This window comes from Pseudorhizobium sp. NPDC055634 (assembly GCF_053618655.1).
Genome location: NZ_JBSHHW010000009.1, coordinates 138489 through 160056 on the forward strand (window position 1 = coordinate 138489; position 21568 = coordinate 160056).

Annotated in this window: 25 protein-coding genes; 12 read left to right on the forward strand and 13 right to left on the reverse strand. The window is 63.0% G+C overall.

The window, feature by feature from the left end; all coding sequences use genetic code 11:
- Positions 1-5: 5 nt before the first annotated feature.
- The gene (locus ACWGPT_RS15625; protein WP_452606537.1) at positions 6-443 is read right to left on the reverse strand and encodes an Lrp/AsnC family transcriptional regulator; all 438 of its coding nucleotides are present in this window, start codon (positions 441-443) and stop codon (positions 6-8) included.
- A 114-nt stretch (positions 444-557) separates the two neighbouring features.
- Here ACWGPT_RS15625 and rocF point away from each other — a divergent pair, with 114 nt between their 5' ends.
- Both rocF and ACWGPT_RS15635 read left to right on the forward strand, forming a co-directional pair.
- Entirely contained in the window at positions 558-1478 is a 921-nt protein-coding gene (gene rocF, locus ACWGPT_RS15630) for an arginase (RefSeq protein WP_452606538.1), read from the forward strand.
- Complete coding sequence (locus ACWGPT_RS15635) at positions 1478-2545, forward strand: ornithine cyclodeaminase (RefSeq protein WP_452606539.1); 1068 nt, start codon at positions 1478-1480, stop codon at positions 2543-2545. Before rocF ends, ACWGPT_RS15635 begins: the two co-directional genes overlap by 1 nt.
- 8 nt (positions 2546-2553) lie before the next feature.
- Here the strand turns inward: ACWGPT_RS15635 and pcaQ are convergent, their stop codons facing one another.
- Positions 2554-3480 carry a pca operon transcription factor PcaQ gene (gene pcaQ, locus ACWGPT_RS15640; protein WP_452606540.1) on the reverse strand — a complete coding sequence of 309 codons (927 nt, stop codon included), beginning with the start codon at positions 3478-3480 and terminating at the stop codon, positions 2554-2556.
- A 91-nt stretch (positions 3481-3571) separates the two neighbouring features.
- Between pcaQ and pcaD the strand changes: the two genes are divergently transcribed.
- The 5 genes from pcaD to ACWGPT_RS15665 are packed head-to-tail and all read left to right on the forward strand — an operon-like array spanning position 3572 to position 7214.
- Positions 3572-4369, forward strand: coding sequence for a 3-oxoadipate enol-lactonase (gene pcaD, locus ACWGPT_RS15645; protein WP_452606541.1), 798 nt, complete (start codon positions 3572-3574; stop codon positions 4367-4369).
- Between the two features lie 4 nt (positions 4370-4373).
- Entirely contained in the window at positions 4374-4808 is a 435-nt protein-coding gene (pcaC, locus tag ACWGPT_RS15650; RefSeq protein WP_452606542.1) for a 4-carboxymuconolactone decarboxylase, read from the forward strand.
- Complete coding sequence (gene pcaH, locus ACWGPT_RS15655) at positions 4789-5529, forward strand: protocatechuate 3,4-dioxygenase subunit beta (protein ID WP_452606543.1); 741 nt, start codon at positions 4789-4791, stop codon at positions 5527-5529. The genes pcaC and pcaH overlap by 20 nt, the downstream gene beginning before the upstream one ends.
- Position 5530: 1 nt before the next feature.
- A complete protein-coding gene (pcaG, locus tag ACWGPT_RS15660; RefSeq protein WP_452606544.1) occupies positions 5531-6148 on the forward strand; it encodes a protocatechuate 3,4-dioxygenase subunit alpha in 618 nt (205 codons plus the stop codon).
- Between the two features lie 7 nt (positions 6149-6155).
- Entirely contained in the window at positions 6156-7214 is a 1059-nt protein-coding gene (locus ACWGPT_RS15665) for a 3-carboxy-cis,cis-muconate cycloisomerase (RefSeq protein ID WP_452606545.1), read from the forward strand.
- A gap of 108 nt (positions 7215-7322) precedes the next feature.
- On the opposite strand, the gene ACWGPT_RS15670 is transcribed toward ACWGPT_RS15665, so the two are convergent.
- Together ACWGPT_RS15670 and ACWGPT_RS15675 are read right to left on the reverse strand one after the other, a co-directional pair.
- The gene (locus ACWGPT_RS15670) at positions 7323-8009 is read right to left on the reverse strand and encodes a L,D-transpeptidase (protein ID WP_452606546.1); all 687 of its coding nucleotides are present in this window, start codon (positions 8007-8009) and stop codon (positions 7323-7325) included.
- 144 nt (positions 8010-8153) lie between these two features.
- The gene (locus ACWGPT_RS15675) at positions 8154-8921 is read right to left on the reverse strand and encodes an IclR family transcriptional regulator (protein ID WP_452606547.1); all 768 of its coding nucleotides are present in this window, start codon (positions 8919-8921) and stop codon (positions 8154-8156) included.
- 113 nt (positions 8922-9034) lie between these two features.
- Here ACWGPT_RS15675 and ACWGPT_RS15680 point away from each other — a divergent pair, with 113 nt between their 5' ends.
- From ACWGPT_RS15680 to pcaF, 3 genes are read left to right on the forward strand one after another with little or no spacing between them, the layout of a single operon-like run.
- Complete coding sequence (locus ACWGPT_RS15680) at positions 9035-9742, forward strand: 3-oxoacid CoA-transferase subunit A (protein ID WP_452606548.1); 708 nt, start codon at positions 9035-9037, stop codon at positions 9740-9742.
- Positions 9739-10440 carry a CoA transferase subunit B gene (locus ACWGPT_RS15685; RefSeq protein WP_452606549.1) on the forward strand — a complete coding sequence of 234 codons (702 nt, stop codon included), beginning with the start codon at positions 9739-9741 and terminating at the stop codon, positions 10438-10440. Before ACWGPT_RS15680 ends, ACWGPT_RS15685 begins: the two co-directional genes overlap by 4 nt.
- 8 nt (positions 10441-10448) lie before the next feature.
- Positions 10449-11654 carry a 3-oxoadipyl-CoA thiolase gene (pcaF, locus tag ACWGPT_RS15690; protein WP_452606550.1) on the forward strand — a complete coding sequence of 402 codons (1206 nt, stop codon included), beginning with the start codon at positions 10449-10451 and terminating at the stop codon, positions 11652-11654.
- A gap of 33 nt (positions 11655-11687) precedes the next feature.
- Here the strand turns inward: pcaF and ACWGPT_RS15695 are convergent, their stop codons facing one another.
- Positions 11688-13142 (reverse strand): S10 family peptidase, encoded by a 1455-nt coding sequence (locus ACWGPT_RS15695; RefSeq protein ID WP_452606604.1) that lies wholly within the window; start codon positions 13140-13142, stop codon positions 11688-11690.
- Between the two features lie 86 nt (positions 13143-13228).
- Positions 13229-15061, reverse strand: coding sequence for an ABC transporter ATP-binding protein/permease (locus ACWGPT_RS15700; protein WP_452606551.1), 1833 nt, complete (start codon positions 15059-15061; stop codon positions 13229-13231).
- A gap of 103 nt (positions 15062-15164) precedes the next feature.
- Between ACWGPT_RS15700 and ACWGPT_RS15705 the strand changes: the two genes are divergently transcribed.
- Both ACWGPT_RS15705 and ACWGPT_RS15710 read left to right on the forward strand, forming a co-directional pair.
- Positions 15165-15626 carry a hypothetical protein gene (locus ACWGPT_RS15705; protein ID WP_452606552.1) on the forward strand — a complete coding sequence of 154 codons (462 nt, stop codon included), beginning with the start codon at positions 15165-15167 and terminating at the stop codon, positions 15624-15626.
- 86 nt (positions 15627-15712) lie between these two features.
- The gene (locus ACWGPT_RS15710; protein WP_452606553.1) at positions 15713-16087 is read left to right on the forward strand and encodes a response regulator; all 375 of its coding nucleotides are present in this window, start codon (positions 15713-15715) and stop codon (positions 16085-16087) included.
- Between the two features lie 12 nt (positions 16088-16099).
- Here the strand turns inward: ACWGPT_RS15710 and ACWGPT_RS15715 are convergent, their stop codons facing one another.
- From ACWGPT_RS15715 to ACWGPT_RS15745, 7 genes are all read right to left on the reverse strand, one after another.
- Entirely contained in the window at positions 16100-16642 is a 543-nt protein-coding gene (locus ACWGPT_RS15715) for a sensor histidine kinase (RefSeq protein ID WP_452606554.1), read from the reverse strand.
- An 8-nt stretch (positions 16643-16650) separates the two neighbouring features.
- A complete protein-coding gene (locus tag ACWGPT_RS15720; protein ID WP_452606555.1) occupies positions 16651-17109 on the reverse strand; it encodes a response regulator in 459 nt (152 codons plus the stop codon).
- Positions 17096-17554, reverse strand: coding sequence for a response regulator (locus tag ACWGPT_RS15725; protein ID WP_452606556.1), 459 nt, complete (start codon positions 17552-17554; stop codon positions 17096-17098). The genes ACWGPT_RS15720 and ACWGPT_RS15725 overlap by 14 nt, the downstream gene beginning before the upstream one ends.
- Positions 17547-19745: an ATP-binding protein gene (locus tag ACWGPT_RS15730; RefSeq protein ID WP_452606557.1), complete on the reverse strand. Its 2199-nt coding sequence runs from the start codon at positions 19743-19745 to the stop codon at positions 17547-17549. The genes ACWGPT_RS15725 and ACWGPT_RS15730 overlap by 8 nt, the downstream gene beginning before the upstream one ends.
- Before the next feature lie 133 nt (positions 19746-19878).
- Positions 19879-20280: a DUF2177 family protein gene (locus ACWGPT_RS15735; RefSeq protein WP_452606558.1), complete on the reverse strand. Its 402-nt coding sequence runs from the start codon at positions 20278-20280 to the stop codon at positions 19879-19881.
- Between the two features lie 25 nt (positions 20281-20305).
- Complete coding sequence (locus ACWGPT_RS15740) at positions 20306-20986, reverse strand: ChrR family anti-sigma-E factor (protein ID WP_452606559.1); 681 nt, start codon at positions 20984-20986, stop codon at positions 20306-20308.
- Positions 20983-21567 (reverse strand): RNA polymerase sigma factor, encoded by a 585-nt coding sequence (locus ACWGPT_RS15745; RefSeq protein ID WP_452606560.1) that lies wholly within the window; start codon positions 21565-21567, stop codon positions 20983-20985. The genes ACWGPT_RS15740 and ACWGPT_RS15745 overlap by 4 nt, the downstream gene beginning before the upstream one ends.
- Between the last annotated feature and the right edge of the window lies 1 nt (position 21568).

Here is a 21568-nt window from a genome sequence, read left to right on the forward strand (position 1 = left end):
GTTGATCAGAGCTTGGCCCGGGTGCTCCGCGGCGTCGCGAGCAGCAGGCTCGTCTCGCTCGCCGTGATCCCGGGCACAAGCCTGATCTTGCGAAGGACGGAGTCGAAATCCGCAAGCGTGTCGGCACCCAGTTCCACGATCAGGTCCCACCGTCCGTTGGTGGTGTGGATCGCAGAGATTTCGGCGAACGCCTGCAGCGCGGCGATGACGCGATCCGTAACCCGGCCCTCGATCTCCACCATCATGATGCCGCGAACGGCAGAGCCGACGACATCGACCGGCAGCACGACCGTATATCCGATGATGCTGCCCGCCCGTTCAAGCTTGTCGATCCGTGCCCGGACCGTGGCGCGCGAGGTCCCCAGTTCGATCGCAAGATCGGAAATGCTTCGGCGAGCATTGTGCCGAAGAAGCCGTATGAGTTTCTCGTCGAGGGAATGCATTCCAGTTTGGCCTCCAGCATCTGCCAAATTGCTATATCCAGCCATCATTCTTGGCAATTCCACCTGTTCATTCTGCCAGTCAGCCATGCTCCCTTCCGGCGAAAGGAGACATACATGCTTTGCAAACTGATCGGCGTTCCCCTGCAGGACGGTGCCTCGCAGCTTGGTTGTGAAATGGGACCAAGCGCCCTTCGCGTCGCGGGTCTCGCGGAAACGCTGGAGAGCCTCGGTCACGACGTTCGCGATCTCGGAAACGTCGATGCAGGACCAGCGACCGAGATGCCGCATCCCAATTCGGCCATCAGGAACCTCGGCAAGATTGCTGCCTGGACCGAGGTGCTTGCCGAAGTCGCCTATCGGGAAAGCGGCGAGGGCATGCCGATCTTCCTCGGCGGCGATCATGCCCTGTCGGCGGGAACCGTGGCCGGTCTGTCGCGACGTTCGGCGGAGGATGGAAGGCCTCTCTTCGTCCTCTGGCTCGACGCGCATACCGACCTGCACTCGCTGCAATCGACCCAAAGCGGAAACCTGCATGGCGTGCCGGTGGCATATTTCACCGGGCGACCGGGTTTCGACGGCTACTTGCCTCCGCTCGTTGCGCCGGTCAACAGCGCCAATGTCTGCATGATCGGCATCCGCAGCGTGGACCCCGCCGAACGGACGGCGTTGCAGGAGACGGCCATAACGGTGCACGACATGCGGACCATAGACGAGCATGGCGTCGCGGTCCTGCTGAGGGCCTTCCTCGAACGGGTGTCGGCTGCGGGCGGTCGCCTTCATGTCAGTCTCGACGTCGACTTCCTCGAGCCGTCCGTTGCGCCGGCGGTGGGCACGACGGTCCCGGGGGGCGCGACTTTCCGGGAGGCCCACCTCGTCATGGAGATGCTGCACGACAGCGGACTGGTTACCAGTCTCGATCTCGTCGAACTCAACCCCTTCCTCGATGAGCGGGGGCGTACCGCCCTCCTTCTGGTTGACCTCGCCGCGAGCCTTCTCGGCCGCCAGGTGCTCGACCGCCCCACAAGGAGCTACTGATGGCGACCTCCGACCTGAACCTGGTGCCGTTCGTCAGCGTCGAGAACATGATGGATCTCGTGCTTGAGACAGGCATCGACGACTTTCTGATCGAACTGGCCCGCTACATCGAGGAGGATTTCCGGCGGTGGGCGCATTTCGACAAGACCCCGCGTGTCGCCTCGCATTCGGCAGAAGGTGTGATCGAACTGATGCCGACCGCCGATGAAAGGCTCTACGGTTTCAAGTATGTCAACGGACACCCGAAGAACACGCGCTCCGGACGCCAGACCGTGACGGCGTTCGGCGTGCTCGCCGATGTCGAGACAGGCTATCCGCTGCTGCTTTCGGAAATGACCATCCTGACGGCGCTCAGGACGGCGGCGATGTCGGCGGTTGCCGCTCGCTACCTGGCACCCGAAAACGCGCGGACCATGGCGCTGATCGGCACCGGCGCACAGAGCGAGTTCCAGGCACGGGCCTTCAGGGCGCTCCTCGGGATCGACAGCCTGCGCCTCTTCGACATCGATGCCGACGCGATGCGGCGTTGCCAGAAAAACCTTGGGGATCTCGGCCTCTCCATCACCCTCTGCGGATCGCCCGAGGAAGCGGTCGAAGGTGCCGACATCGTCACGACGGCAACCGCGGACAAGCAGAACGCGACGATCCTCACGGACAACATGATCGGCACGGGCGTCCACATCAATGCGGTGGGTGGGGACTGCCCCGGGAAGACGGAACTGCATCGGGATATCCTGCTCCGCTCGACGATATTCGTCGAATATCCGCCGCAGACCCATATCGAGGGCGAAATCCAGCAACTCGACCCGGATCATCCGGTGACCGAGCTATGGCGCGTCATCTGCGGGGAGGAAGCGGGCCGCAAGCAGAAAGACCAGATCACACTCTTCGACAGCGTGGGCTTTGCGGTCGAGGATTTTTCCGCCCTGCGCTACGTCTACGACAAGCTGAAGGGGAGCCGCCACTGTACGGAGCTGGACCTGCTGGCAGACCCGGACGAGCCAAAGGATCTCTACGGCATGTTGTTGCGGCGCAAGGCACGCCTCGGCCAATCGGGGGCCCCGTAGCCCCCTCGTCACGCAAGCGGCATAATCTCGGCGGCGGCCTGCCGGATGGTTTGCATCAGGATCGATTGCGGGGGAGACGGCGGCTGATCCGCCTTGATCGTCAGCCCCACGGGGCCCTTGGTTTCGCTGGTGTCCACAGGGAGCGCCACCAGCAATCCCTCTGCCATGTCCCCGGAGACCACGCCCTCGGAGATGATCCAGACCGCGTCACTAGACCGGACGAAGGCTCTTCCGAACGCATGGGACACGGTCTCCACCTGGACAGGAAGGCTTCCAACTCCGTTCGCGACGAGGAGTTGCTCGACCGAGGGGCGAATGATGGAACCCCTGGTCGGCATCAGGAGAGGAAATTTAGGCAGTTCGGAGAGGATCGAGGAGTTGCCGTCCAGCAAGGGGTGTCCTGCGCGCACGGCGAAGACGACGCGCTCGGAGTAGAGGTGCTCGAACGTGAAGCCCGTCATTTTCTCCGGCGCGGCAAGACGGCCCACGACGAGATCGAGATCGCCAACCCGCAGTTGTTCCAGCAATACCGCGTTCTCGCCCGTGACGATCTTGATCCGGCCCGCGGTCTTCTGCTCGAGGAAGAGAGACATGGCGCGGGGCATTATCCGGGTCGAAACGGTCGGCAGGGCGCCGATACGAACAGGCGTGGCGGCATCGAAAAGTTCGTGCGAGACGGCATCGAAGCCCTGGCGCAAGGCCGTGATCGCGGCGCCCGCGTACCGGAGATAAATCTCACCATAGTGGGTGATGCGGATACCACGGCCGTCGCGCTCAACGACGGCGACGCCCAGGGCCTCCTCCAGTTCGCGGATCGTCTTCGTCACCGCGGGTTGGCTGACGTGCAGGGTCGCCGCTGCCTTGACCACGCTTTTCTGGCGCGCAACTTCGAGGAATGTATGCAGGTGGCGAAACTTAATGCGGGAGTCCAGCACCTGATATAACCTGTGAGTTAGTAAAACGGCCTATAATGTCATTTTACCTAACCAAGGCATTGCTGCAATGGTGATCTGCGGAGGAGAGACAATGCAGTTTGTACGCATAAACGACGTCACTGTTCATTATGATGTCACGGCAGGGGACGCCGGCAGGCCGGTTCTTGTATTCATAAACTCCCTCGGCACGGATTTGCGCATCTGGCACCATGTCGTGCCGAAGCTCGCCGAAGACTTCACGATCCTCACCTATGACAAGCGGGGGCATGGGCTCTCCGATCTCGGAACGCCGCCCTACAGCATCGACGACCATGTCGGCGACCTCGTCGGCTTGCTGGAGCATCTCGAACTGTCGGACGTATCCATCTGCGGCCTCTCGGTCGGCGGCCTGATAGCGCAGCGCGCCTATGAGAAGCGCCCCGACCTGGTGCGCGCGATGATCCTTTCCAATACCGCGCACAAGATCGGCACGCCGGAGATGTGGAACCAGCGGATCTCGGCGGTGGAAGCCGGCGGGATTGGCAGCATGGTGGACGACATCATGTCCAAGTGGTTCACGCCGGAGTTTCGCGGCCCCGACAATGCAGCCTACCAGGGCTTTAGGAACATGCTGCTTCGCCAGCCCGTCGATGGATACACCGGCACCTGCGCGGCGATCCGCGACGCGGACTTCACGGAGGCCGCCCGGAGGATTGCGGTTCCCGTCCTCTGCATCGCCGGTGAAGACGACGGCTCCACGTCGCCCGCTCTCGTCCGCTCGCTGGCCGACCTGATAAGCGGGGCACAGTTCAGCATCATCGAGGATGCGGCACACATACCCTGCGTCGAGGCGCCTGCGGCCTATGCGGCGCTCGTCCGCAATTTTCTGTTCAACGATGTCGAGGATTGAGACGATGGCTGCTTCATTCGACGAGACGGAACGCTATCGGCAGGGTCTCGAAACCAGGCGGTCCGTCCTGGGCGACGCCCATGTCGACGCTGCACTTGCTCGCGAAACGCCCTTCGACCGGCCTTTCCAGCAGTTCATCACCGAGGGTGCATGGGGCACGCTTTGGTCGCGTCCCGGATGGACGAAGCGCGAGCGCTCGATGGTGACCATCGCGCTGCTGGCGGCTCTCGGGCACCACGAAGAAGTGGCCATGCACGTTCGGGCCACTGCGCGGACAGGCGCGACGAAGGACGACATCTGCGAGGCTCTCATGCATGTGGCAGTCTATGCGGGCGTTCCCGCGGCGAATCACGCCTTCAAGATCGCCAAGGCGGTCTATGCCGAAATGGATGCCAAGACCGAAGACGGGGGAGACGACAATGAAGAACGCACCGCCTGAGACGACACCTTTCTTTGCCCGCGACCGGGACATGCAGCCTCCGGCCTACACGCCGTGGTACAAGACGACGGTGCTTCGTTCGCCGCAGCGGGCGCTGATTTCGCTGGAAGGCACTAAAAGCGAAATCACGGGCCCCGTGTTCGGACACAGCATCATCAACGAGTTCGACAACGACCTGATCGTGAACTACGCCAGGCCCGGCGAAGGGCCGATCGGCCAGCGCATCCTGGTTCACGGCCGGGTGCTGGACGAGCGCGGGATCGGTGTCGCGGGAGCGCTGGTCGAATTCTGGCAGGCCAATGCCGGCGGCCGGTATCGCCACAAGAAGGAAACCTACCTGGCGCCCCTGGACCCCAATTTCGGCGGGGTCGGCCGGACGATCAGCGACGAGAACGGCTTCTACTGGTTCAAGACGATCAAGCCCGGTCCCTATCCCTGGCCCAACGGCGTCAACGACTGGCGCCCGGCCCACATCCACTTCTCCGTCTTCGGCCATGGCTTCGCCCAGCGGCTGGTGACCCAGATGTATTTCGAAGGGGATCCGCTGATCTGGATTTGTCCGATCGTAAAGACCATCCCGGACGAGGAGGCAATCAAGCGCCTGATCGCGCCGCTGGACATGAATGCGACCATTCCTCACGACATGCGGGCCTACAAGTTCGACATCGTCCTTCGCGGTCGTCGCTCAACCCTGTTCGAAAACCGCATGGAGGGGAACTGACATGGTTCAGTCGCTCGGCTATCTGAAGGAATCCGCGTCGCAGACCGCGGGCCCCTATGTGCATATCGGCTGCACCCCGAACTTCTCCGGCATCCACGGTGTCTTCGACACGGACCTGGGCTCCGGGCCGCTTGTCAACGACCAGACGCGCGGCGAGCGGATCACGATCCGCGGACGCGTGATTGATGGCAGCGGGACGCCCCTGCGGGACGCGCTCGTCGAGATATGGCAGGCCGATGCGGAGGGCCTCTACAACAGCCCGTCGGAGACTCGCGGCACGGCGGATCCCAATTTCTTCGGCTGGGCGCGCTGCCCGGGCGACATGAATACGGGCGAATTCGTCTTCGAGACGATCAAGCCGGGCCGTGTGCCGTTTCGCGACGGCCGGATGATGGCGCCTCACGTCAATTTCTGGATCGTCGCGCGGGGCATCAACATCGGCCTCAACACGCGGATGTACTTTTCCGACGAGGAGGAGGCGAACGCGCAGGATCCCATCCTCGCCCGCATCGAGCACAGGGTTCGCGTTCCGACCCTGATCGGCAAGCGAGACGGCGATACGGTGACCTTCGACATCCACCTCCAGGGTGATCAAGAGACGATATTCTTCGACGTCTGAGGGCCCGATGACCTTTTCCGCATTCGATCACCCCTATCTCTCTGCCCTTGTCGGCGACGACGAGATGGCCGGGTTCTTCTCGCTCGAGGCGGAGATCGAGGCCATGCTCGCCTTCGAATCCGCGCTCGCACGAGCCGAAGCGCGGTGGGGGCTGATCCCGGCCGTTGCGGCTGCGGAGATCGAGGCCTGCTGCGAGCGGTTCAGCCCCGATCTCGACCGGCTGCGGGCGGGGATTGCCCGGGATGGCGTGGTGGTGCCGGAGCTCGTCAAGCAGCTGCGGGAAACTCTCAGCGATGATGCGAGACCGCACCTTCACATGGGGGCGACCAGCCAGGACGTCATCGACACCGCCCTGGTGCTCCGCCTGAAGGGTGTTTGCAAAATCCTTCTTTCGCGACTCGTCGCCTTGCGGGGGGCGATGGAAAAAGTCGAGGAGACATTCGGCAGAGATGTGCTCATGGGGCATACCCGCATGCAGGCCGCCATTCCCATTACCGTCGCAGATCGCGTGCGCGCCTGGCGGGAGCCGCTCGATCGCCACGCTGCCGAGATGAAGCGGTTCGAGGCCACGGGGCTCGTGATCCAGTTCGGTGGTGCCGCCGGGACGCTGGAGAAGCTTGGAGACAAGGCGGAAGCGGTCCGGCGTACGATGGCGGAAGAACTCGGTCTTTCCGATGCGCCGCAGTGGCAGAGCCAGCGTGACAGGATTGCCGGGTTCGGAAGTCTTCTCTCCCTTCTCACGGGAAGTCTCGGCAAGTTCGGCCAGGATATCGCGCTCCTTGCGCAGGCAGGCAATGAAATATCGCTGGCCGGAGGAGGCGCGTCGTCGGCGATGGCGCACAAGCAGAACCCGGTGGCCGCGGAAGTGCTGGTGACGCTGGCGCGATACAATGCAAGCCAGGTCGGCGGACTGCACCAGGCCCTCGTGCACGAGCAGGAACGCTCAGGGGCCGCGTGGACCCTGGAATGGATGATTCTTCCGTCGATGATCGCCTGTACCGGCGCTTCGCTTCGCTTGGCGGAGAGGCTCGTCGGCGATATCCGCAGCTTCGGGCGCGAAGCCTAGCGACACGAATGCGTGGCTCATGAGGCTCACCCAGGCGGATCGCTCCAGTCTGCCGGGTTTCGCTCGCCATCATGCAGCAGAGATCGTTTTCCGCCGCGGGCCGGGCCCTCAGACCTGAGGCAGTTGCCGGGAAGCCGGATTCGCGCCCTGAAGCACGACCACGCGAGAGCCGTTGGGCACCCGTCGATAGAGGTCGATGATGTCCTGGTTCAGGAGCCGGATGCAGCCGCTCGATACCGCCTTGCCGATGGTCCAGGCCTCGGTGGTGCCGTGAATGCGGTAGAGCGTGTCCTTGCCGTCCTTGAAGAGGTAAAGCGCCCGCGGGCCAAGCGGATTCATGACGCCGGGTTCCATGCCGGCGGCAAGAGGGCCGTAGCGCTCGGGCTCGCGAGCGATCATGGCCTGCGTCGGCGTCCAGCGTGGCCATTGCCGCTTGTACTGGACCACGGCCTGCCCCTCGAATTCGAGACCTGCCTTGCCGACGCCGATCCCGTAGCGCAGCGCCCGCCCGCCTTCCCTTACCAGGTAGAGGTAGCGTGCCTCGGTATCGACCACGATGGTCCCGGGCGGCTGGTCGGTCGGGTAGGCGACCTCACGCCGGAGGAATTGCGGGTCGACGCGGGTCAGGTCGGTTGCCGCGACCGGGAAGGCTTCTCCCTCGATCGCGCCGTACATCGCGAGATATTCTTCGGAAATCAGCGGCTTGATCGTTTGCGGGCGAGGAGAGGTGGTCGTGCATCCGGCAGCAAGCAGGGGTGCTGCAATCAGCAGTGAACGGCGCGTGAACTTCAACAAGGCAGGCTTCCGGAGGGCAGGAGACACCGGCTTCAGCAGCCGGGATGAGGGCGGACGTTTCGCGGAGAAACGAATCGAGAAATAGCTCCTCCCGGAGGTCGGCGGCAACTCACGCCAGGTCACCAAAGCGTGAAGTCTCCGGTCTTATCGCGACGCCTGAAGAAGCATCGGTGCGAGTGCGTCGGCCGTTTTCCGAAGCGGGGCGAGGAAGTGATCGGCCAGTTCGGACGCGGGGATCTGTGCGGCCGATGCGCCGATGTTGAGCGCCGCAACGACGTGTCCCCCTTCGTCGCGCAAGGGAACCGCGATGGAGCAGAGGCCGATCTCCAGTTCCTGGTCGATGATGGCATAGCCCTTCTCCCGGACGTGAGCGAGTTCCTCCATCAGGGCGTGCGGATCGGTCAGGGTCGACGCGGTAAAGGAGCGGAGGTCACTTTTCTGGATAATTTCCAGAGCGTCCTGCGGGGGCAGGGCCGCGAGCATGATCCTGCCCATGGATGCGCAGTAGGCGGGCAGCCGGCTCCCGGGCACGAGATTGATGGACATCACCCGCTGGTGCGAAGCGCGGGCGATGTAGACGATCTCGTTGCCGTCCAGCACGCTGACGGAGGCGCTCTGCGACACTTCCCGGGAAAGCCGATCGAGGTAGGGCTGAACGATACTCGGAAGGGGCGTCGCAGAAAGGTATGCGTGCCCCAGGCGGAGCACGCGCGGGGTCAGCGCGAAGAACTTCCCGTCGTAATCGGCGTATCCGAGGTGGGCCAGGGTCAGCAGGCAGCGCCGGGTCGTCGCCCGGTCCAGCCCGGTCAGCTTTGCGACGTCCGAAATGGTTAGTCTGGGCCTTGCATCGGCAAACGCCTCCAGGACCCGTAGGCCTTTGGCAAAGCCTCCAAGGAAGTCGGTTTCCTGCACGGGCATCCTTTCAGTGTGCGATAATTGAACAAATATCAAATAACGCACAAAAATCTTGCTGTCTAGTTTGCCGGCCGATACTCCTTTGGAACGTTGGAGACAGGAAGGACCGCATGGACAAGACTATCGCAAATCTTGCCGAGGCCGTAGCCGGGATCGGGGATGGCGCCACCGTCATGATCGGCGGCTTCGGCGGATCAGGAGCGCCTATCGAACTTATCCACGCGCTGATCGACAAAGGGCCGAAGGGGCTTACCGTCATCAACAACAATGCGGGCAACGGTCGGATCGGCATAGCGGCGATGATCGATGCCGGGATGGTGCGAAAGATGATCTGTTCCTTTCCGCGATCCAGCGATCCGCGCGCCTTCACCGACAAGTACCTGGCGGGTCAAATCGAACTGGAACTGGTGCCGCAGGGCACGCTTGCGGAGCGCATCCGCGCCGGCGGGGCGGGAATTCCAGCCTTCTATACGCCTACGGCCTTCGGGACCGAGCTTGCCGAGGGCAAGCCGATCGCAGAATTCGATGGTCGCCGCTACGTCCAGGAGCGCTGGCTGAAGGCAGATTTTGCGCTCGTGAAGGGGGAGGTGGGCGATACCCACGGCAACCTGACCTACAACAAGGCGGGCCGGAACTTCAATCCGCTGATGTGCATGGCGGCGGCGAAGACGATCGCGCAGGTCTCGAGGATCGTCCCTCCGGGCGGCATCGACCCGGAAGTCGTCGTGACGCCGGGGATATTCGTCGATTGTGTCGTCGAGGTCAGCCAGCCCCAACAGGAAGAAGATCTCATTCGAGCCGGAGTGGCCTACGCATGACCGCCGAAATCCTCGTCAACACACGTGAAGACATCAAGCTCTCCAATGCACAGATCGCCTGGAGAGCCGCGCAGGACATCGCCGACGGCGCCTATGTCAATCTCGGGATCGGTTTTCCGGAAATGGTTGCCCGGTATCAGCCCGCTGGCCGCCAGGCGATCTTCCATACGGAAAACGGCATCCTGGATTTCGGCGAGGCACCGCCCGAGGGGGAAGAGGACTGGGACCTGATCAATGCCGGCAAGAAGGCCGTGACGCTGAAGCCCGGCGCCGCGTTCTTCCATCATGCCGACAGCTTTGCCATGGTCCGGGGCGGTCATCTGGACGTCGCCATCCTCGGTGCCTACCAGGTTGCCCAGAACGGCGATCTTGCCAACTGGCGCGTCGGCGCCAAGGGTGTCCCCGCCGTCGGCGGTGCGATGGATCTGGTGCATGGCGCAAAGCAGGTTTGCGTCATCACGGAGCACGTCACAAAGAAAGGCGAGCCGAAGCTCGTCGACCGTTGCACCTTCCCACTGACCGGCGTCGGCTGCATTACGCGCGTCTACACCAGCCATGCGGTCGTGGACATTGCGGAGGGGCGCTTCGTCCTGCGGGAAAAGCTTGCGGCCATGTCGTTCGAGGAGCTTCAGGCCATGACCGGCGCGCCGCTTCACCTCGACGGACCCGTTGCCGATCTCGTCGTTCCCGCCTTGTGAGGATATCCATGACCGAAGCCTTTATCTGCGACTACATCCGCACTCCGATCGGCCGGTTCGGCGGTGCTCTTTCCACGGTCAGGGCCGACGATCTCGGTGCCGTTCCGCTGCGCGCGCTGATGGAAAGGAATGCACAGGTCGACTGGGAAGCCGTTGACGACGTCATCTTCGGCTGCGCCAACCAGGCGGGCGAAGACAATCGCAACGTTGCCCGCATGTCGCTTCTCCTTGCCGGTCTGCCGGTTTCGATCGGCGGGACGACGATGAACCGGCTTTGCGGCTCGGGGATGGATGCGGTGATTACCGCTGCCCGGGCCATCAAGGCGGGCGAGGCGGAACTGATGATCGCCGGGGGCGTGGAGAGCATGAGCCGCGCGCCCTTCGTCATGCCGAAGGCCGAGACCGCCTTCTCGCGGAATGCCGAGATCTACGACACGACGATCGGATGGCGGTTCGTCAATCCGGTGATGAAGAAGCAGTACGGCGTCGATTCCATGCCGGAGACGGGCGAGAACGTCGCCGAAGACTACAAGGTGTCCCGCCAGGACCAGGACGCGTTCGCGCTTCGCTCGCAGGCGAGGGCCGCCGAAGCACAGGCCAATGGCCGTCTCGCCCAAGAGATCGTCCCCGTCACCATCCCGCAGCGGAAGGGCGAGCCGGTCGTCGTCGAGCGGGACGAACATCCGCGTGCCACCACGCTCGAGGCGCTGGCCAAGCTCGGCACGCCCTTCAAGAAGGAAGGCGGCACGGTGACCGCCGGCAATGCTTCCGGCGTGAATGACGGAGCAGCCGCCCTGATCATTGCGTCCGAAGCCGCGGCGCGCAAGCATGGACTGGTGCCTGTCGCGCGGATCCTGGGCGGCGCCACCGCCGGCGTTCCGCCCCGTATCATGGGGATCGGCCCCGCACCGGCAACCCTCAAGCTGTGCGCCCGACTTGGCCTTTCACCGCGCGACTTCGACATCATCGAACTGAACGAGGCGTTCGCGTCGCAGGGCATTGCCGTGCTTCGCGAACTGGGGATCGCCGAGGATTCCGACCGCGTAAACCCCAATGGGGGCGCAATCGCACTCGGCCACCCGCTCGGCATGTCCGGCGCGCGGATCACCGGCACCGCGGCGCTCGAGCTCCAGATCCGCTATGCGAAGCGCGCGCTGGCGACAATGTGCGTCGGCGTGGGCCAGGGAATTTCCGTGGCGCTGGAGCGTGCCTGAGGGCGGCAGCCCTAAGCAGCGTGCCGGAGTAGCCTACTTCGGCACGCCTTCCTCGTAGAACGCTTTCACATCCTCGAAGAATTGCTTTCTCGAGGTGGCGTCCGTGTAGAACATGTGCCCGCCATGATAGAGCACCAATTCGGTGCGTCCTTCCGCAAGCTTGGGCGGGAGATGGTTGAGGACGTAGCGGCTCATGCCAAAGGGCGTGATCGCGTCGCTGTAGCCATGCGCCACCAGAACCCGGAATTCGGGGATGACCGCAAGCAGGTCGCGCAGGTCATCCTCCACGGAGGCGGTTGCGCGCCCTCCCTGTCCATGCTCGCCACCCCATTCCCAGCGCCGGTTCACGTCCTCGTTGAGAAGCGCGTAGGTCATCGGGCTGTCGTAGCCGAGGTGATCCTTGGCATAGGCCGCGAAGGCACCGCCGTAGGCGCGGGTGTAGCCGTCGAGGATCGGGTCGTCGTGGCGTGCGTAGACGGCTTCGGGATAGGGATCGGGCCTTGAATAGCCTGCGTCATAACGGCTGACGATCTGCCCGTTGCCCGCCGAATACTTGCTGTAGATGTCGGCGAGGAATCCGCGGTTCGCGGCAATCGCAGCCTCCGGGATGCCCGTGAGCCTGGAGATTTTCTGGTAGAAGGGCACGGCAGCGTCTTCCGGGAGAGGTGGGCCGGCGAGGGCGACGAGATAATTCGTCATCGCGAACCGCTCCGCGTCTGCCAGCGCCTCGCGCGTGAATTCTCCCCGTCGTTGAAGCTCCGCGGCTGCGAGCGAAGGAAGCTGCAGAGCCGCGCTCAGCGGGTCATTGCCGGAATTGAACAGGAAGCGACCTTCCAGCAACGGCGAGAGCAGGATGATCCCGGAGACCAGTATGCCCTGATCGTTCTTCAAGGCCGTCGCGACCTTGGCCGCCCGGAAACCTCCGTAGCTCTCGCCCAGCAGATATTTCGGAGACTGGAGGCGGCCGTTCTTCTGGACATAGAGCGCGATGAGCTTGGCGATGCTGTCGGCGTCGCGGTCGACACCGTAGAAGTTGCCGGCGATGTCGTTGCTGGCGGCGCGGCTCCAGCCCGTTCCGACCGGGTCGAGGAAGACGAGATCGGTGAAACGAAGCCAGCTGTCGGGATTGTCGACGAGGTTCGGCGAGGTTCCGTTATCGCCGGCCGGGCCGAAATCCAGGATCTTGGGACCTGCAAGTCCGAGATGGAGGTATGCCGAGGCCGCACCGGGTCCCCCGTTGAACACGAAGGTCAGCGGGCGCGGGGAAGAGCTGTCCGCGACATAGGCGGTATAGAAGACCTTCGCCGTCTGCGCCCCGTCCTGCCCGTAGAGGTCAAGAGTGCCGGCGGTAGCCTTGTATTTCAGCTGCGCTTCCCCCGTGGACAGCACATGCTCGGTCGTGGAGTCAGCCGGAAGGAGGCTGAAGATTCCAGCTCCCTCTCCGTCCCGTTGCTGGGCTGCGGCGGGAAACACCAATAGGGCGGACATCACGAGAGGCAGAAGGAGGCGGGACCAGAAAGACAAGGCGTTCACTCCGATGGTTGCAAGGTGCGAAGGCGGATTCGAGATTGTGCTCAAGGTTCGGGACGTTCAATTTCCCTAACTGCGGACGAAGAGGCGAGCAGGTGAGGCGATGCGGGTTCCTCGCCCTCGACAAGTGGCTTCAGGCGCATCAGGCGCGGCTTCAACGTGCGTTCGAACGCTTCGGACCTCCCGATATAGACGATTGCAGTATCGTTCAGTTCCGCCAGTATTGCGGCGAGTTCCAGCTGCACGTCGGATTCCAGGCCTTCGAGGAAGTCGTCCAGGATGAGCCAGCGGGGCTCGATCACCAGGAGATTTGCCAGCCGCAGGCGCGCCCGATCTTCCTCCGACAATTTCCGATCCCAGCGCTCCGTCAGGTCAAGCGCCGCCACCAGCGGGGAGAGACCGACCCGCTCAAGAACGTCGTGGAAGCGCTCGTCGTCGATCTGTCCCGGGTCGAGGGGAAACGCGATCACATCGCGCAGGCTTGCATGCGGCAGGTAGCCCTGCTGCGGCATGAAGACGACCCGTCCCTCGGTCGGCAGGGCGATCTCGCCCTTTCCCCATGGCCAGATGCCGGTAAGCGCCTCGAACAGCAATCGTCGGTTGGCACCGACATCTCCGTTTGTCATGACGCGCTCGCCTGCAAGGATCGTTTCTTCGTTCGGCAGGCGCAGTCCTTGGTTGTGGGCCGTTCCGGGCTTCGACGTGTAGAGTTCCACTCCCCGCATGACCAGTCGATCCTGCTCGGTGCGCGGATAGCGCAGGCCTCCCCCTCCGGGATCTTTGTCAAGGGACAGCAGTACCTTGCGGAAGGTCGAAACCCGCATCAGCGTCGCCTTCCAGTCGGCGATCTGGCGGAAGTTGTCGACATACCAGCGCAACGCGCCATAGACCTGGTTGAATGCGCCGACGGCCATCATCAGTCCGCCGAACGTGAGGTTGCCCGCGAAATAGACGGGGGCGGCGATCAGGATCGGGGCAACAGTGGAGAGCCATCCGAAACCCGCGGAGACCCAGGTGAGATCCGTATATCCGCGCGCCAGCTTGCGGATCACGTAAAGAACCACGGTGATGTTGTTCTGTACCCGCCCCCGTTCGCTTTCCTCTCCACGGGCAAGCGTGATCGCGCGAATGTTCTCGTTCGTGCGCATCAGGGCGAAGCGGAGTTCGGCCTCCTTGGCGTAACGTTCGGCGTTCAGATCCGGCAAACGTCTGCCGACGATATTGCTCAGGAGCGACGCCAGCCCCGCATAGGCGAGTGCGGCCCAGACCATATATCCCGGGATAGTGATCTTCTCGCCGTTGAAGTTGAAGCTGAATGTCTCCGATATCGACCAGAGAACGCCGATGAAGCTGACCAGCAGGATGGTCGCGCTGACCAGCCCAATGGCGAGCGAGGTGGTCAGTTCCGAGAGGTTTCGGGCGTCCTCGTGGAGCCGCTGGTCCGGGTTGACGCCCATTGTCCGCACATGGAGGAGCTTCAGGGCGCGCTGGGGCTTCAGCCACTCGTTCACCAGATCACGCGCCAGCCCCTCTCGCATGTAGAGCGCGGTGATCTGATTGAGATAGGTCTGGACGACGTTCAGCAGGAGAAGCGAGCTGCCAATGACTGCAAAGACGCCGAGCTGGACAATGAAGGCATCCAGATCGCGCCTTTCGATCGCGTTGTAGAAAGGCACGTTCCACTGATTCAGACGGTATTGGGCGTACACGGTCGTAAGGATGACCGCCAGTAGCGTGACTGCGAGTGCGAGGATGCGGTTTCGGGAGGGAGTTCGCCAGAGAGCGGCCGCCATGAAGGCGATCTGCTTTGAGAAGGACAACCCATGAGCCTGGGCTTCATCGGTCGAGTCATGAATGGTCAGTTCTTCTGTCGTCATGCCGGACGCCGCCTCTTCGCCGCCTATCTCTATAGCCGATCCTCGGTTACTAGGCATTGAAGCAGATCAAGATCCGGCACCCGCCGGCCTGGGTGCAGGCAGCATGACGAAGAAAAAGCAGAAACAAAGGCCAGACGGTGAGAACGGCGATGGGGAAGACCGGCGCGGGTCCATGCGGTCGCCCTTGCACAAGCTCCGCAAGGCGTGGAGGAGAGCATCCGAAAAGGAGCGAGGCGAGTTCCTTGCGGAGGCCGGGCTGGCCGCCGCTCAAGCGGACAGCGTGCGTTCACCCGCGGACGGCGAGCGGCGCATGATCGCCAATGGCCGCTACCTTTTGCCAAGCACCGTGACGCGCATCGAGGCCATCATGATCCGGCGTGGCCTGGCACCCGGCGCCCTGATGGACGAACTCGGCTTCCCGGGAGAAGGAAAAGACCTTGTTCGCGCCCTCGCTAAAGGCCGGAGCCTCAGGCTCCGGGTCATCGCGTCCATGGACGAGTGGCTGACCGCGCAGGAGGCCGGCACGAGGATGGCGGGCGAGAAACCGCAGATAGATCGAAAGTAGTATTGAAATGCGCGCTCGCGGGGACAGATAGCTCGCCATGTATCGGATGCCGGGAGCGGCAAAGCATTGAATACAGGCAAGCGGCGATGAATGTGTTGGTTCTGGAAGACGATGTTCTCCTCGCGATGGACGTCGAGGATTACCTTGTCGAGCAGGGCCACGATGTAATTGGTCCCTTCGCGCGCATCCCGCAGGCGCTTGCTGCCATCCGGGAAAGCGCGATCGACGGCGCGATCCTCGATCTCAATCTGAACGGGGAGCTTTCCTTTCCCGTGATCGAGGCGCTGCAGGAGCTTGAGATCCCGCTGATCGTCTGCAGCGGCTACGCGGAGCTTCCTGAACTCAAGACGAAGCTTGCCGGCCTTCCCCTGATCGCGAAGCCCTGGAGGCCGCAGAAGCTGTCAAAGCTGATGGATGAGCATTTTCCGCCGTTTGCGGAGCGGCGAGCCGCCAGCAGTTGACGTCTCGTCGCACTATTCCTGAAGGCTTGCCACAGGGATACGGATTTCGCAAAGCAGCCCGGTATCCGGGTATTCGAGACGTACTTCGCCGTCCAGTTCGTAACGCACGCTCCTCTCGACCAGCGTCATGCCGAAGCCCGCCTCTTCCGGGACGTGGACGGGGGGCCCGTCCCTCTCCTGCCAGCGCAGGGTCAAGTGGTCGTCCTGATCCGTCTGCCAGGAGATATCAACGGTGCCTCGCTCGTTGGAGAGCGACCCGTGCTTGACGGCGTTCGTGGCCAGTTCATTCAGGACCATGCTCAGCGCCAGGGCTGCCTTCGGCGTCAGCAACGTCAACGGCCCCGCTTCGATCCTGATGCGCTCGGTACCGTGATCCTGAGGAGCAAGCGTCCGCCGGACGACCTCCAGCAGTTCCGCCTCGTTCCAGTTCGTCTCGAACAGGAGGGCGTGCGCATCGGCGAGTGCCCGCAGCCGGCCGAGTAGGTTATCGACGTAGTCATCGAGGGAGGAACTCGTCTTCACCGTGCGCCGGACGAGCGACATGACCATGGCCATGGTGTTCTTCACGCGGTGGCTGAGTTCGCGGACCAGCAATTCCTTCTGTCGCTCGGCATTTCGACGCTCTTTGCGTTCGCGGGCTTCCGCAAGCGCGCGGTCGACGGCCGCGGCAGGCGTATGAGGCGCTGCTTCAGGACGTAGTCGGTGGCCCCCTGCCTGAAGGACTCGATTGCGACCTCCTCGCCGAGGATGCCCGACACGAAGATGAAAGGCACTTCGGGCGCAACGTCGCGGGCCAGTTCGAGCGCACTCATCCCGTCGAAATCGGGGAGAGAGAAATCGGCGAGGATGACGTCGTAGTCTCCTTCGTCGAGGGCTTCCTCGTAGGTTCTCCGATTTTGAGCATACCGGATCTCCGGCACCGGGTTCAGCGTCTCGAGATGCTCGCGGATCAGTTCCGCATCGAGTTGGCTGTCCTCGAGAACGAGGATACGGGGCTGGCGGGGTGGGTTATGCAAGTCCATTGCGTCGGAATCCCGGTGGCGGTTCGTTCAGGAGCGCCCAGAAGACGCCGAGGTCCTGGATGGCCTTGAAGAACTCGTTGAACTCGACGGGCTTGACGACGAAGGCGTTGACGCCGAGCTCATAGCTCTTCACGAGGTCCTGCTCTTCCCGCGAGGACGTCAGCATGACCATGGGGATGTGGCGGAGCCTCTCGTCGCCCTTTACGCGCTCGAGCACTTCGAGGCCGTCGATCTTGGGCAGCTTGAGGTCCAGAAGGACAACGGTCGGATCTCCGTCGGGCCGACCCTCGTGGGAGCCCGTGGCGAAGAGATAGTCGATCGCCTCTGCGCCATCGCGCGCGATGATGATTTCGTTTGCGAGCTGGCACTTCTCCAGTGCCGCAAGTGTCAGTTCAAGATCTCGCGGACTGTCTTCCACGAGAAGGATCGGTCTCAGTTCAGGCAATCGCTCTTCCCTTTCTCTCCCGTGTCGGCAACGCGAATACGAATTCGGCTCCGCTGCCAACTGCGCCTGTTGCGGTGATCGAGCCGCCGTGACGGTCAATGATTCTCCGGGCCAGTGCCAGCCCGATACCCGTCCCTTCGAAGTCTTCCGCGCGCTGAAGCCTCTGGAAGACGCCGAACAGTTTTCCGACGTATGCCATGTCGAACCCCACGCCGTTGTCGGAAATGCGGTACACGACCTGGTTTCCATCAAGAGATCCGGCGATCGAGATTTCGGCAGGATGCTGGTCCCTGGTGTACTTCACCGCGTTGTCGACCAGGTTATACCAGACCTGCCGCAGCAGGGTTGCATCGCCCCAGGCAACCGGAAGCGATGAAACCCGCCATTCGATTTTCCGTTCCGCTTGCGTGATCATCACGCTCTTGATCACCTCGGAAACAAGCTTGTTCATATCCACCTTCTTGGGAACGATCGCCGTCCGGCCGAGATGGGAAAAGTTCAGCAGGTCGTCCACCAGCCGGCCCGCGGCAAGTGCCGAATCCGAGATGTTGCTGAGATAGTGCCGGGACTTTTCGTCCATCTCTCCTTCGCGTTCGCGCAGCAATTGCGCAAAGCCGACGATATGGCGGAAGGGCGCCCGCAGGTCATGGGAGACGGAGTAGGAGAAAGCCTCAAGTTCCTTGTTCGACCGTTGCAGTTCGCTGGTCAGTTCGGCGAGTTCTTCCGCGCGGCGCAGGACGATCCCGACGATTGCGGCGCGGAGGTCGCGTGCGGCCGCGATCTCCGACGCCGTCCAGGGCCGGGCATGCATTCGCACTTGTTCCTGCCAGGCCTCGAACGACTTGCGCGGATGGATGCGTCCGTTCTCGCTGACGTACTTGTGGGGATTGCCGCCCCAGGTGACGGTCCGGCGGATTTCCGGCCTCACCCAGATCAGCCAGCTGGGATAAAGCTTGGACAGCCGGATAGCGAGAATACCGCTCGCCGCGTCCGCAAATTCGGCGGCGTCAGGCATTCCGGCGCATAGCGACGTCGTGGCGAAAACTTCTTCGGTATCTCCATTGCGTTCCAGCCACTGTACGATCGCCTGCAGCTGCTTCTCCGAAGGGGTTTCGCCCAGCCGGACGCAGCGGGTATCGGTGATGATTGCCGCGCCTGATGCGCTCACCTGTTCCATGAGATCGTCGCTGGCCTCCGCCAATCCTTCAACCCAATCGGCCCGCGCGGTCATGGAGGCCAGGAGCCGCGCTGTGATCTGGCCGAGATCGACGCGCTGCGACGCCCCCTCGGCGCGATCCTGGGCCGCAATCCGCATGGCCAGCGACTGAACGACAAAGTCGCACAGGTCCCGAAGCGTCGCGCTTATCCTGTGCGGCCTGGCACTATGGCAGGAGACAAGGCCCCATAACTGCCCGTCAATCATGATCGAGATCGACATGGAGGCGGCGGTGCCCATGTTACGCATGTATTCGAGGTGGATGGGCGAGACACTGCGCAGCTGCGCGAAGCTCAGGTCGAGCGGACGACCGGTCTCGGGATTGAAGGCGGGCTCGAGTGGAGCCGGCGTGTAGTTTACATCCGGGATAAGCCTAACCCGGTTGCTGGCGTAAAGGGCTCTTGCCTGAGCGGGTATGTCGGACGCCGGAAAGCGCAGGTCGAGATAGGAAGGAAGTTTTCCGTTGCCGGCCTCGGCCACGACGTGACCATTCCAGTCGTCGTCGAACCGATAGGCCAGGACCCGGTCGAAGCCGGTGAGCTCGTGAACGAAACGCACGGTCTCGTCGAGGGAGCCGGCAGCGTCGGACTGCGCGGCAAGCCTGTCCACGAAGCTTCGCAGCCCCGGAAATATGTCGGAGGCCATAGCCTCCTCGGCATGTTCAGCCTCGACGACGATAACCGGGTCTGCCCGGTGGGCCATCAGCATCAAGCCGTGCTCGGGTGCGGTTATCTGGATCGTGGGCTCTCCGCTTTCGTACCAGAGCCTGAGCAGTTCCACTTCGGCGCCGAGGCCGGCCGGCTTCTCGCCAAGCGACACCGCTGAGCCGAGCACGGCTGCCGCATTCGCGCTGGCCTGGATGAGCGACATGTCGGAAGGGCGGAGGACGAACAATGCTCCATGCGGCTGGATGGCGCCGGGAATGTGGATTGGCTCCCGTGCGCAGCCTTCGATGTCCGATTCGGGCTGCAGCACGCGAACACTCCTTCCCGCTTGATCTCCGGCGATAGGCTTTCGCGGATAAGGCCCTGCCGATCACTCGCTGGCAGAATAGAGCGGAGTGTCCCGATGTAAACCGTCTGCCCTGAAGTTAGGCTTTGACGTGCCCTCAGGCCAGCTTTTGCGTTACGAAGAAGCCCACCGTGGCGGCGAAGGAGGTGAGGGCGGTGCCCCAGGCCATGTCGGTGATGGTCATCGCCAGCGACCAGTTCTTCAGCGTCGCCAGATTGGTCATGTCATAGGTGCCATAGGCCACAAGCCCCAGCACGGCGCCCGCAATGGCCGCCTGCACCCAGCTTTCGTCGGCGAGCGCCGGCATGACCGCGAAGTAGACGATGCCGGCCACATAGACCAAATAGAACGCGCCCGCGGCTGTGAAATTGGGTTGTTCCAGCATCATGTCGCCGAGCCAGCCGCGGTATAGCGTGGTCGCCACCCGACCGAGCCAGATCGCGTCTACGGCGAAGAACGCGATTGCGGTGACAAGATAGGCTACGACAGGCGCGGGCATCGGGCTTACCTTTTCCAGTCTTGCATCAGATTTTCAGGATGGGCTGGATCATCCGCATGATCCAGCTGGTGAACTTCAATGGCGCTTCCGTCACGGCAAGGCAGATACAATCCTCGCCTTCCGTCGCTACCGGCGTGTGAAGAAGATCGTCATCGGCCTCCTCCATATCGCCACGCTGGAAGATCTGGTCGCCGTCGCGGAAGCTCCCCGAGAGAACAAGTGTGAGTTCGCGACCCTGGTGCGTGTGCTCGGGGACCGGCCGTCCCGCTGGAATTCGAAGCAGCCGCACCTGTGTGGAAGGATCATCTGTCTGGATGCGGACCTGATAGGCGCCGCGACCGAGCGCGCGCCATTTCAGCCCGCCGACATCGCTGCCCACGTAGGATCGCAGCGGCTCCGGAAGAACGGCACTAGGTGCCTCAGGCCGGCCTCCCGCTTTTGTCTGATGGGCACGGCCCGCGTCCGTCGGATCGACATGGCAATCCTTCAGGCGCTCCCGGAAGATGTCCCATGAATCATCGACGCCCTCCGACTGGGTGACCTTTTCCAGAAGAGCACCGGCGGCGCCCTCCATTGCCGCAAGGTGATTGCGGCAGGCGGGGCAAAGGGCAAGGTGGGAAGCAATGGCGATGGCCCAGCCCTCCGACAGCGTACCGGCGGCATAGTCGAGGAGCATTTCCTCGCTGATATGGTGGCGCACCGTCATGGCCGTTCCTCCAGCGCCGCGCGGAGCTTTGCGAAGGCCAGCCGGATCCGCGACTTCACGGTGCCGAGCGGCAGGTTCATCTGCTGGGCAATGGCAGAGTGCGGAATGTCTTCGAAGAACGCCTTCTTGAGCACGTCCTGCTGCTCGCTCGGAAGGGTCGAAAGCGCCCGGCCGAGCAGGACGGCCTGTTGGGCCTGTTCGACTTCCTTGTCGGCGGGTGGGACGTCGTCCGCAACGAAGGCCGGATCTTGCGGATCGAACATCGGCAGCTTGCGGCGGTAGGCGTCGATGCGGATGTTTCGCGCCACGGTGAACACCCATGCCGATACGGTGCCTCTCGCCGGATCGAACTGGCCCGACTTCGACCAGACGGCCATCATCGTTTCCTGCATCAGCTCTTCTGCCGTCTGCCTGTCCTTCGTCTTGAGTGCCATGAAGGCTCGTATCTTCGGCGCGTAGAACCGGAAAAGCGTCTCGAACGCGGCAACGTCACGCGCCCGCCCCACCGTTACCAGCAGCGTGGCGAGTTGGGCCGGGGTCGGTTGATCTGTCCCGCCTGCCGGGTTCTTCGGCTTTGTCATA

Excerpts from the sequence above, each read along its gene's own strand:
- ACWGPT_RS15625 (WP_452606537.1), bottom strand. The coding sequence starts at position 443 with ATGCATTCCCTCGACGAGAAACTCATACGGCTTCTTCGGCACAATGCT.
- rocF (WP_452606538.1), top strand. The coding sequence starts at position 558 with ATGCTTTGCAAACTGATCGGCGTTCCCCTGCAGGACGGTGCCTCGCAG.
- ACWGPT_RS15635 (WP_452606539.1), top strand. The coding sequence starts at position 1,478 with ATGGCGACCTCCGACCTGAACCTGGTGCCGTTCGTCAGCGTCGAGAAC.
- pcaD (WP_452606541.1), top strand. The coding sequence starts at position 3,572 with ATGCAGTTTGTACGCATAAACGACGTCACTGTTCATTATGATGTCACG.
- pcaC (WP_452606542.1), top strand. The coding sequence starts at position 4,374 with ATGGCTGCTTCATTCGACGAGACGGAACGCTATCGGCAGGGTCTCGAA.
- pcaH (WP_452606543.1), top strand. The coding sequence starts at position 4,789 with ATGAAGAACGCACCGCCTGAGACGACACCTTTCTTTGCCCGCGACCGG.
- pcaG (WP_452606544.1), top strand. The coding sequence starts at position 5,531 with ATGGTTCAGTCGCTCGGCTATCTGAAGGAATCCGCGTCGCAGACCGCG.
- ACWGPT_RS15665 (WP_452606545.1), top strand. The coding sequence starts at position 6,156 with ATGACCTTTTCCGCATTCGATCACCCCTATCTCTCTGCCCTTGTCGGC.
- ACWGPT_RS15680 (WP_452606548.1), top strand. The coding sequence starts at position 9,035 with ATGGACAAGACTATCGCAAATCTTGCCGAGGCCGTAGCCGGGATCGGG.
- ACWGPT_RS15685 (WP_452606549.1), top strand. The coding sequence starts at position 9,739 with ATGACCGCCGAAATCCTCGTCAACACACGTGAAGACATCAAGCTCTCC.
- pcaF (WP_452606550.1), top strand. The coding sequence starts at position 10,449 with ATGACCGAAGCCTTTATCTGCGACTACATCCGCACTCCGATCGGCCGG.
- ACWGPT_RS15695 (WP_452606604.1), bottom strand. The coding sequence starts at position 13,142 with ATGTCCGCCCTATTGGTGTTTCCCGCCGCAGCCCAGCAACGGGACGGA.
- ACWGPT_RS15700 (WP_452606551.1), bottom strand. The coding sequence starts at position 15,061 with ATGACGACAGAAGAACTGACCATTCATGACTCGACCGATGAAGCCCAG.
- ACWGPT_RS15705 (WP_452606552.1), top strand. The coding sequence starts at position 15,165 with ATGACGAAGAAAAAGCAGAAACAAAGGCCAGACGGTGAGAACGGCGAT.
- ACWGPT_RS15710 (WP_452606553.1), top strand. The coding sequence starts at position 15,713 with ATGAATGTGTTGGTTCTGGAAGACGATGTTCTCCTCGCGATGGACGTC.
- ACWGPT_RS15715 (WP_452606554.1), bottom strand. The coding sequence starts at position 16,642 with ATGGCCATGGTCATGTCGCTCGTCCGGCGCACGGTGAAGACGAGTTCC.
- ACWGPT_RS15720 (WP_452606555.1), bottom strand. The coding sequence starts at position 17,109 with ATGGACTTGCATAACCCACCCCGCCAGCCCCGTATCCTCGTTCTCGAG.
- ACWGPT_RS15735 (WP_452606558.1), bottom strand. The coding sequence starts at position 20,280 with ATGCCCGCGCCTGTCGTAGCCTATCTTGTCACCGCAATCGCGTTCTTC.
- ACWGPT_RS15740 (WP_452606559.1), bottom strand. The coding sequence starts at position 20,986 with ATGACGGTGCGCCACCATATCAGCGAGGAAATGCTCCTCGACTATGCC.
- ACWGPT_RS15745 (WP_452606560.1), bottom strand. The coding sequence starts at position 21,567 with ATGACAAAGCCGAAGAACCCGGCAGGCGGGACAGATCAACCGACCCCG.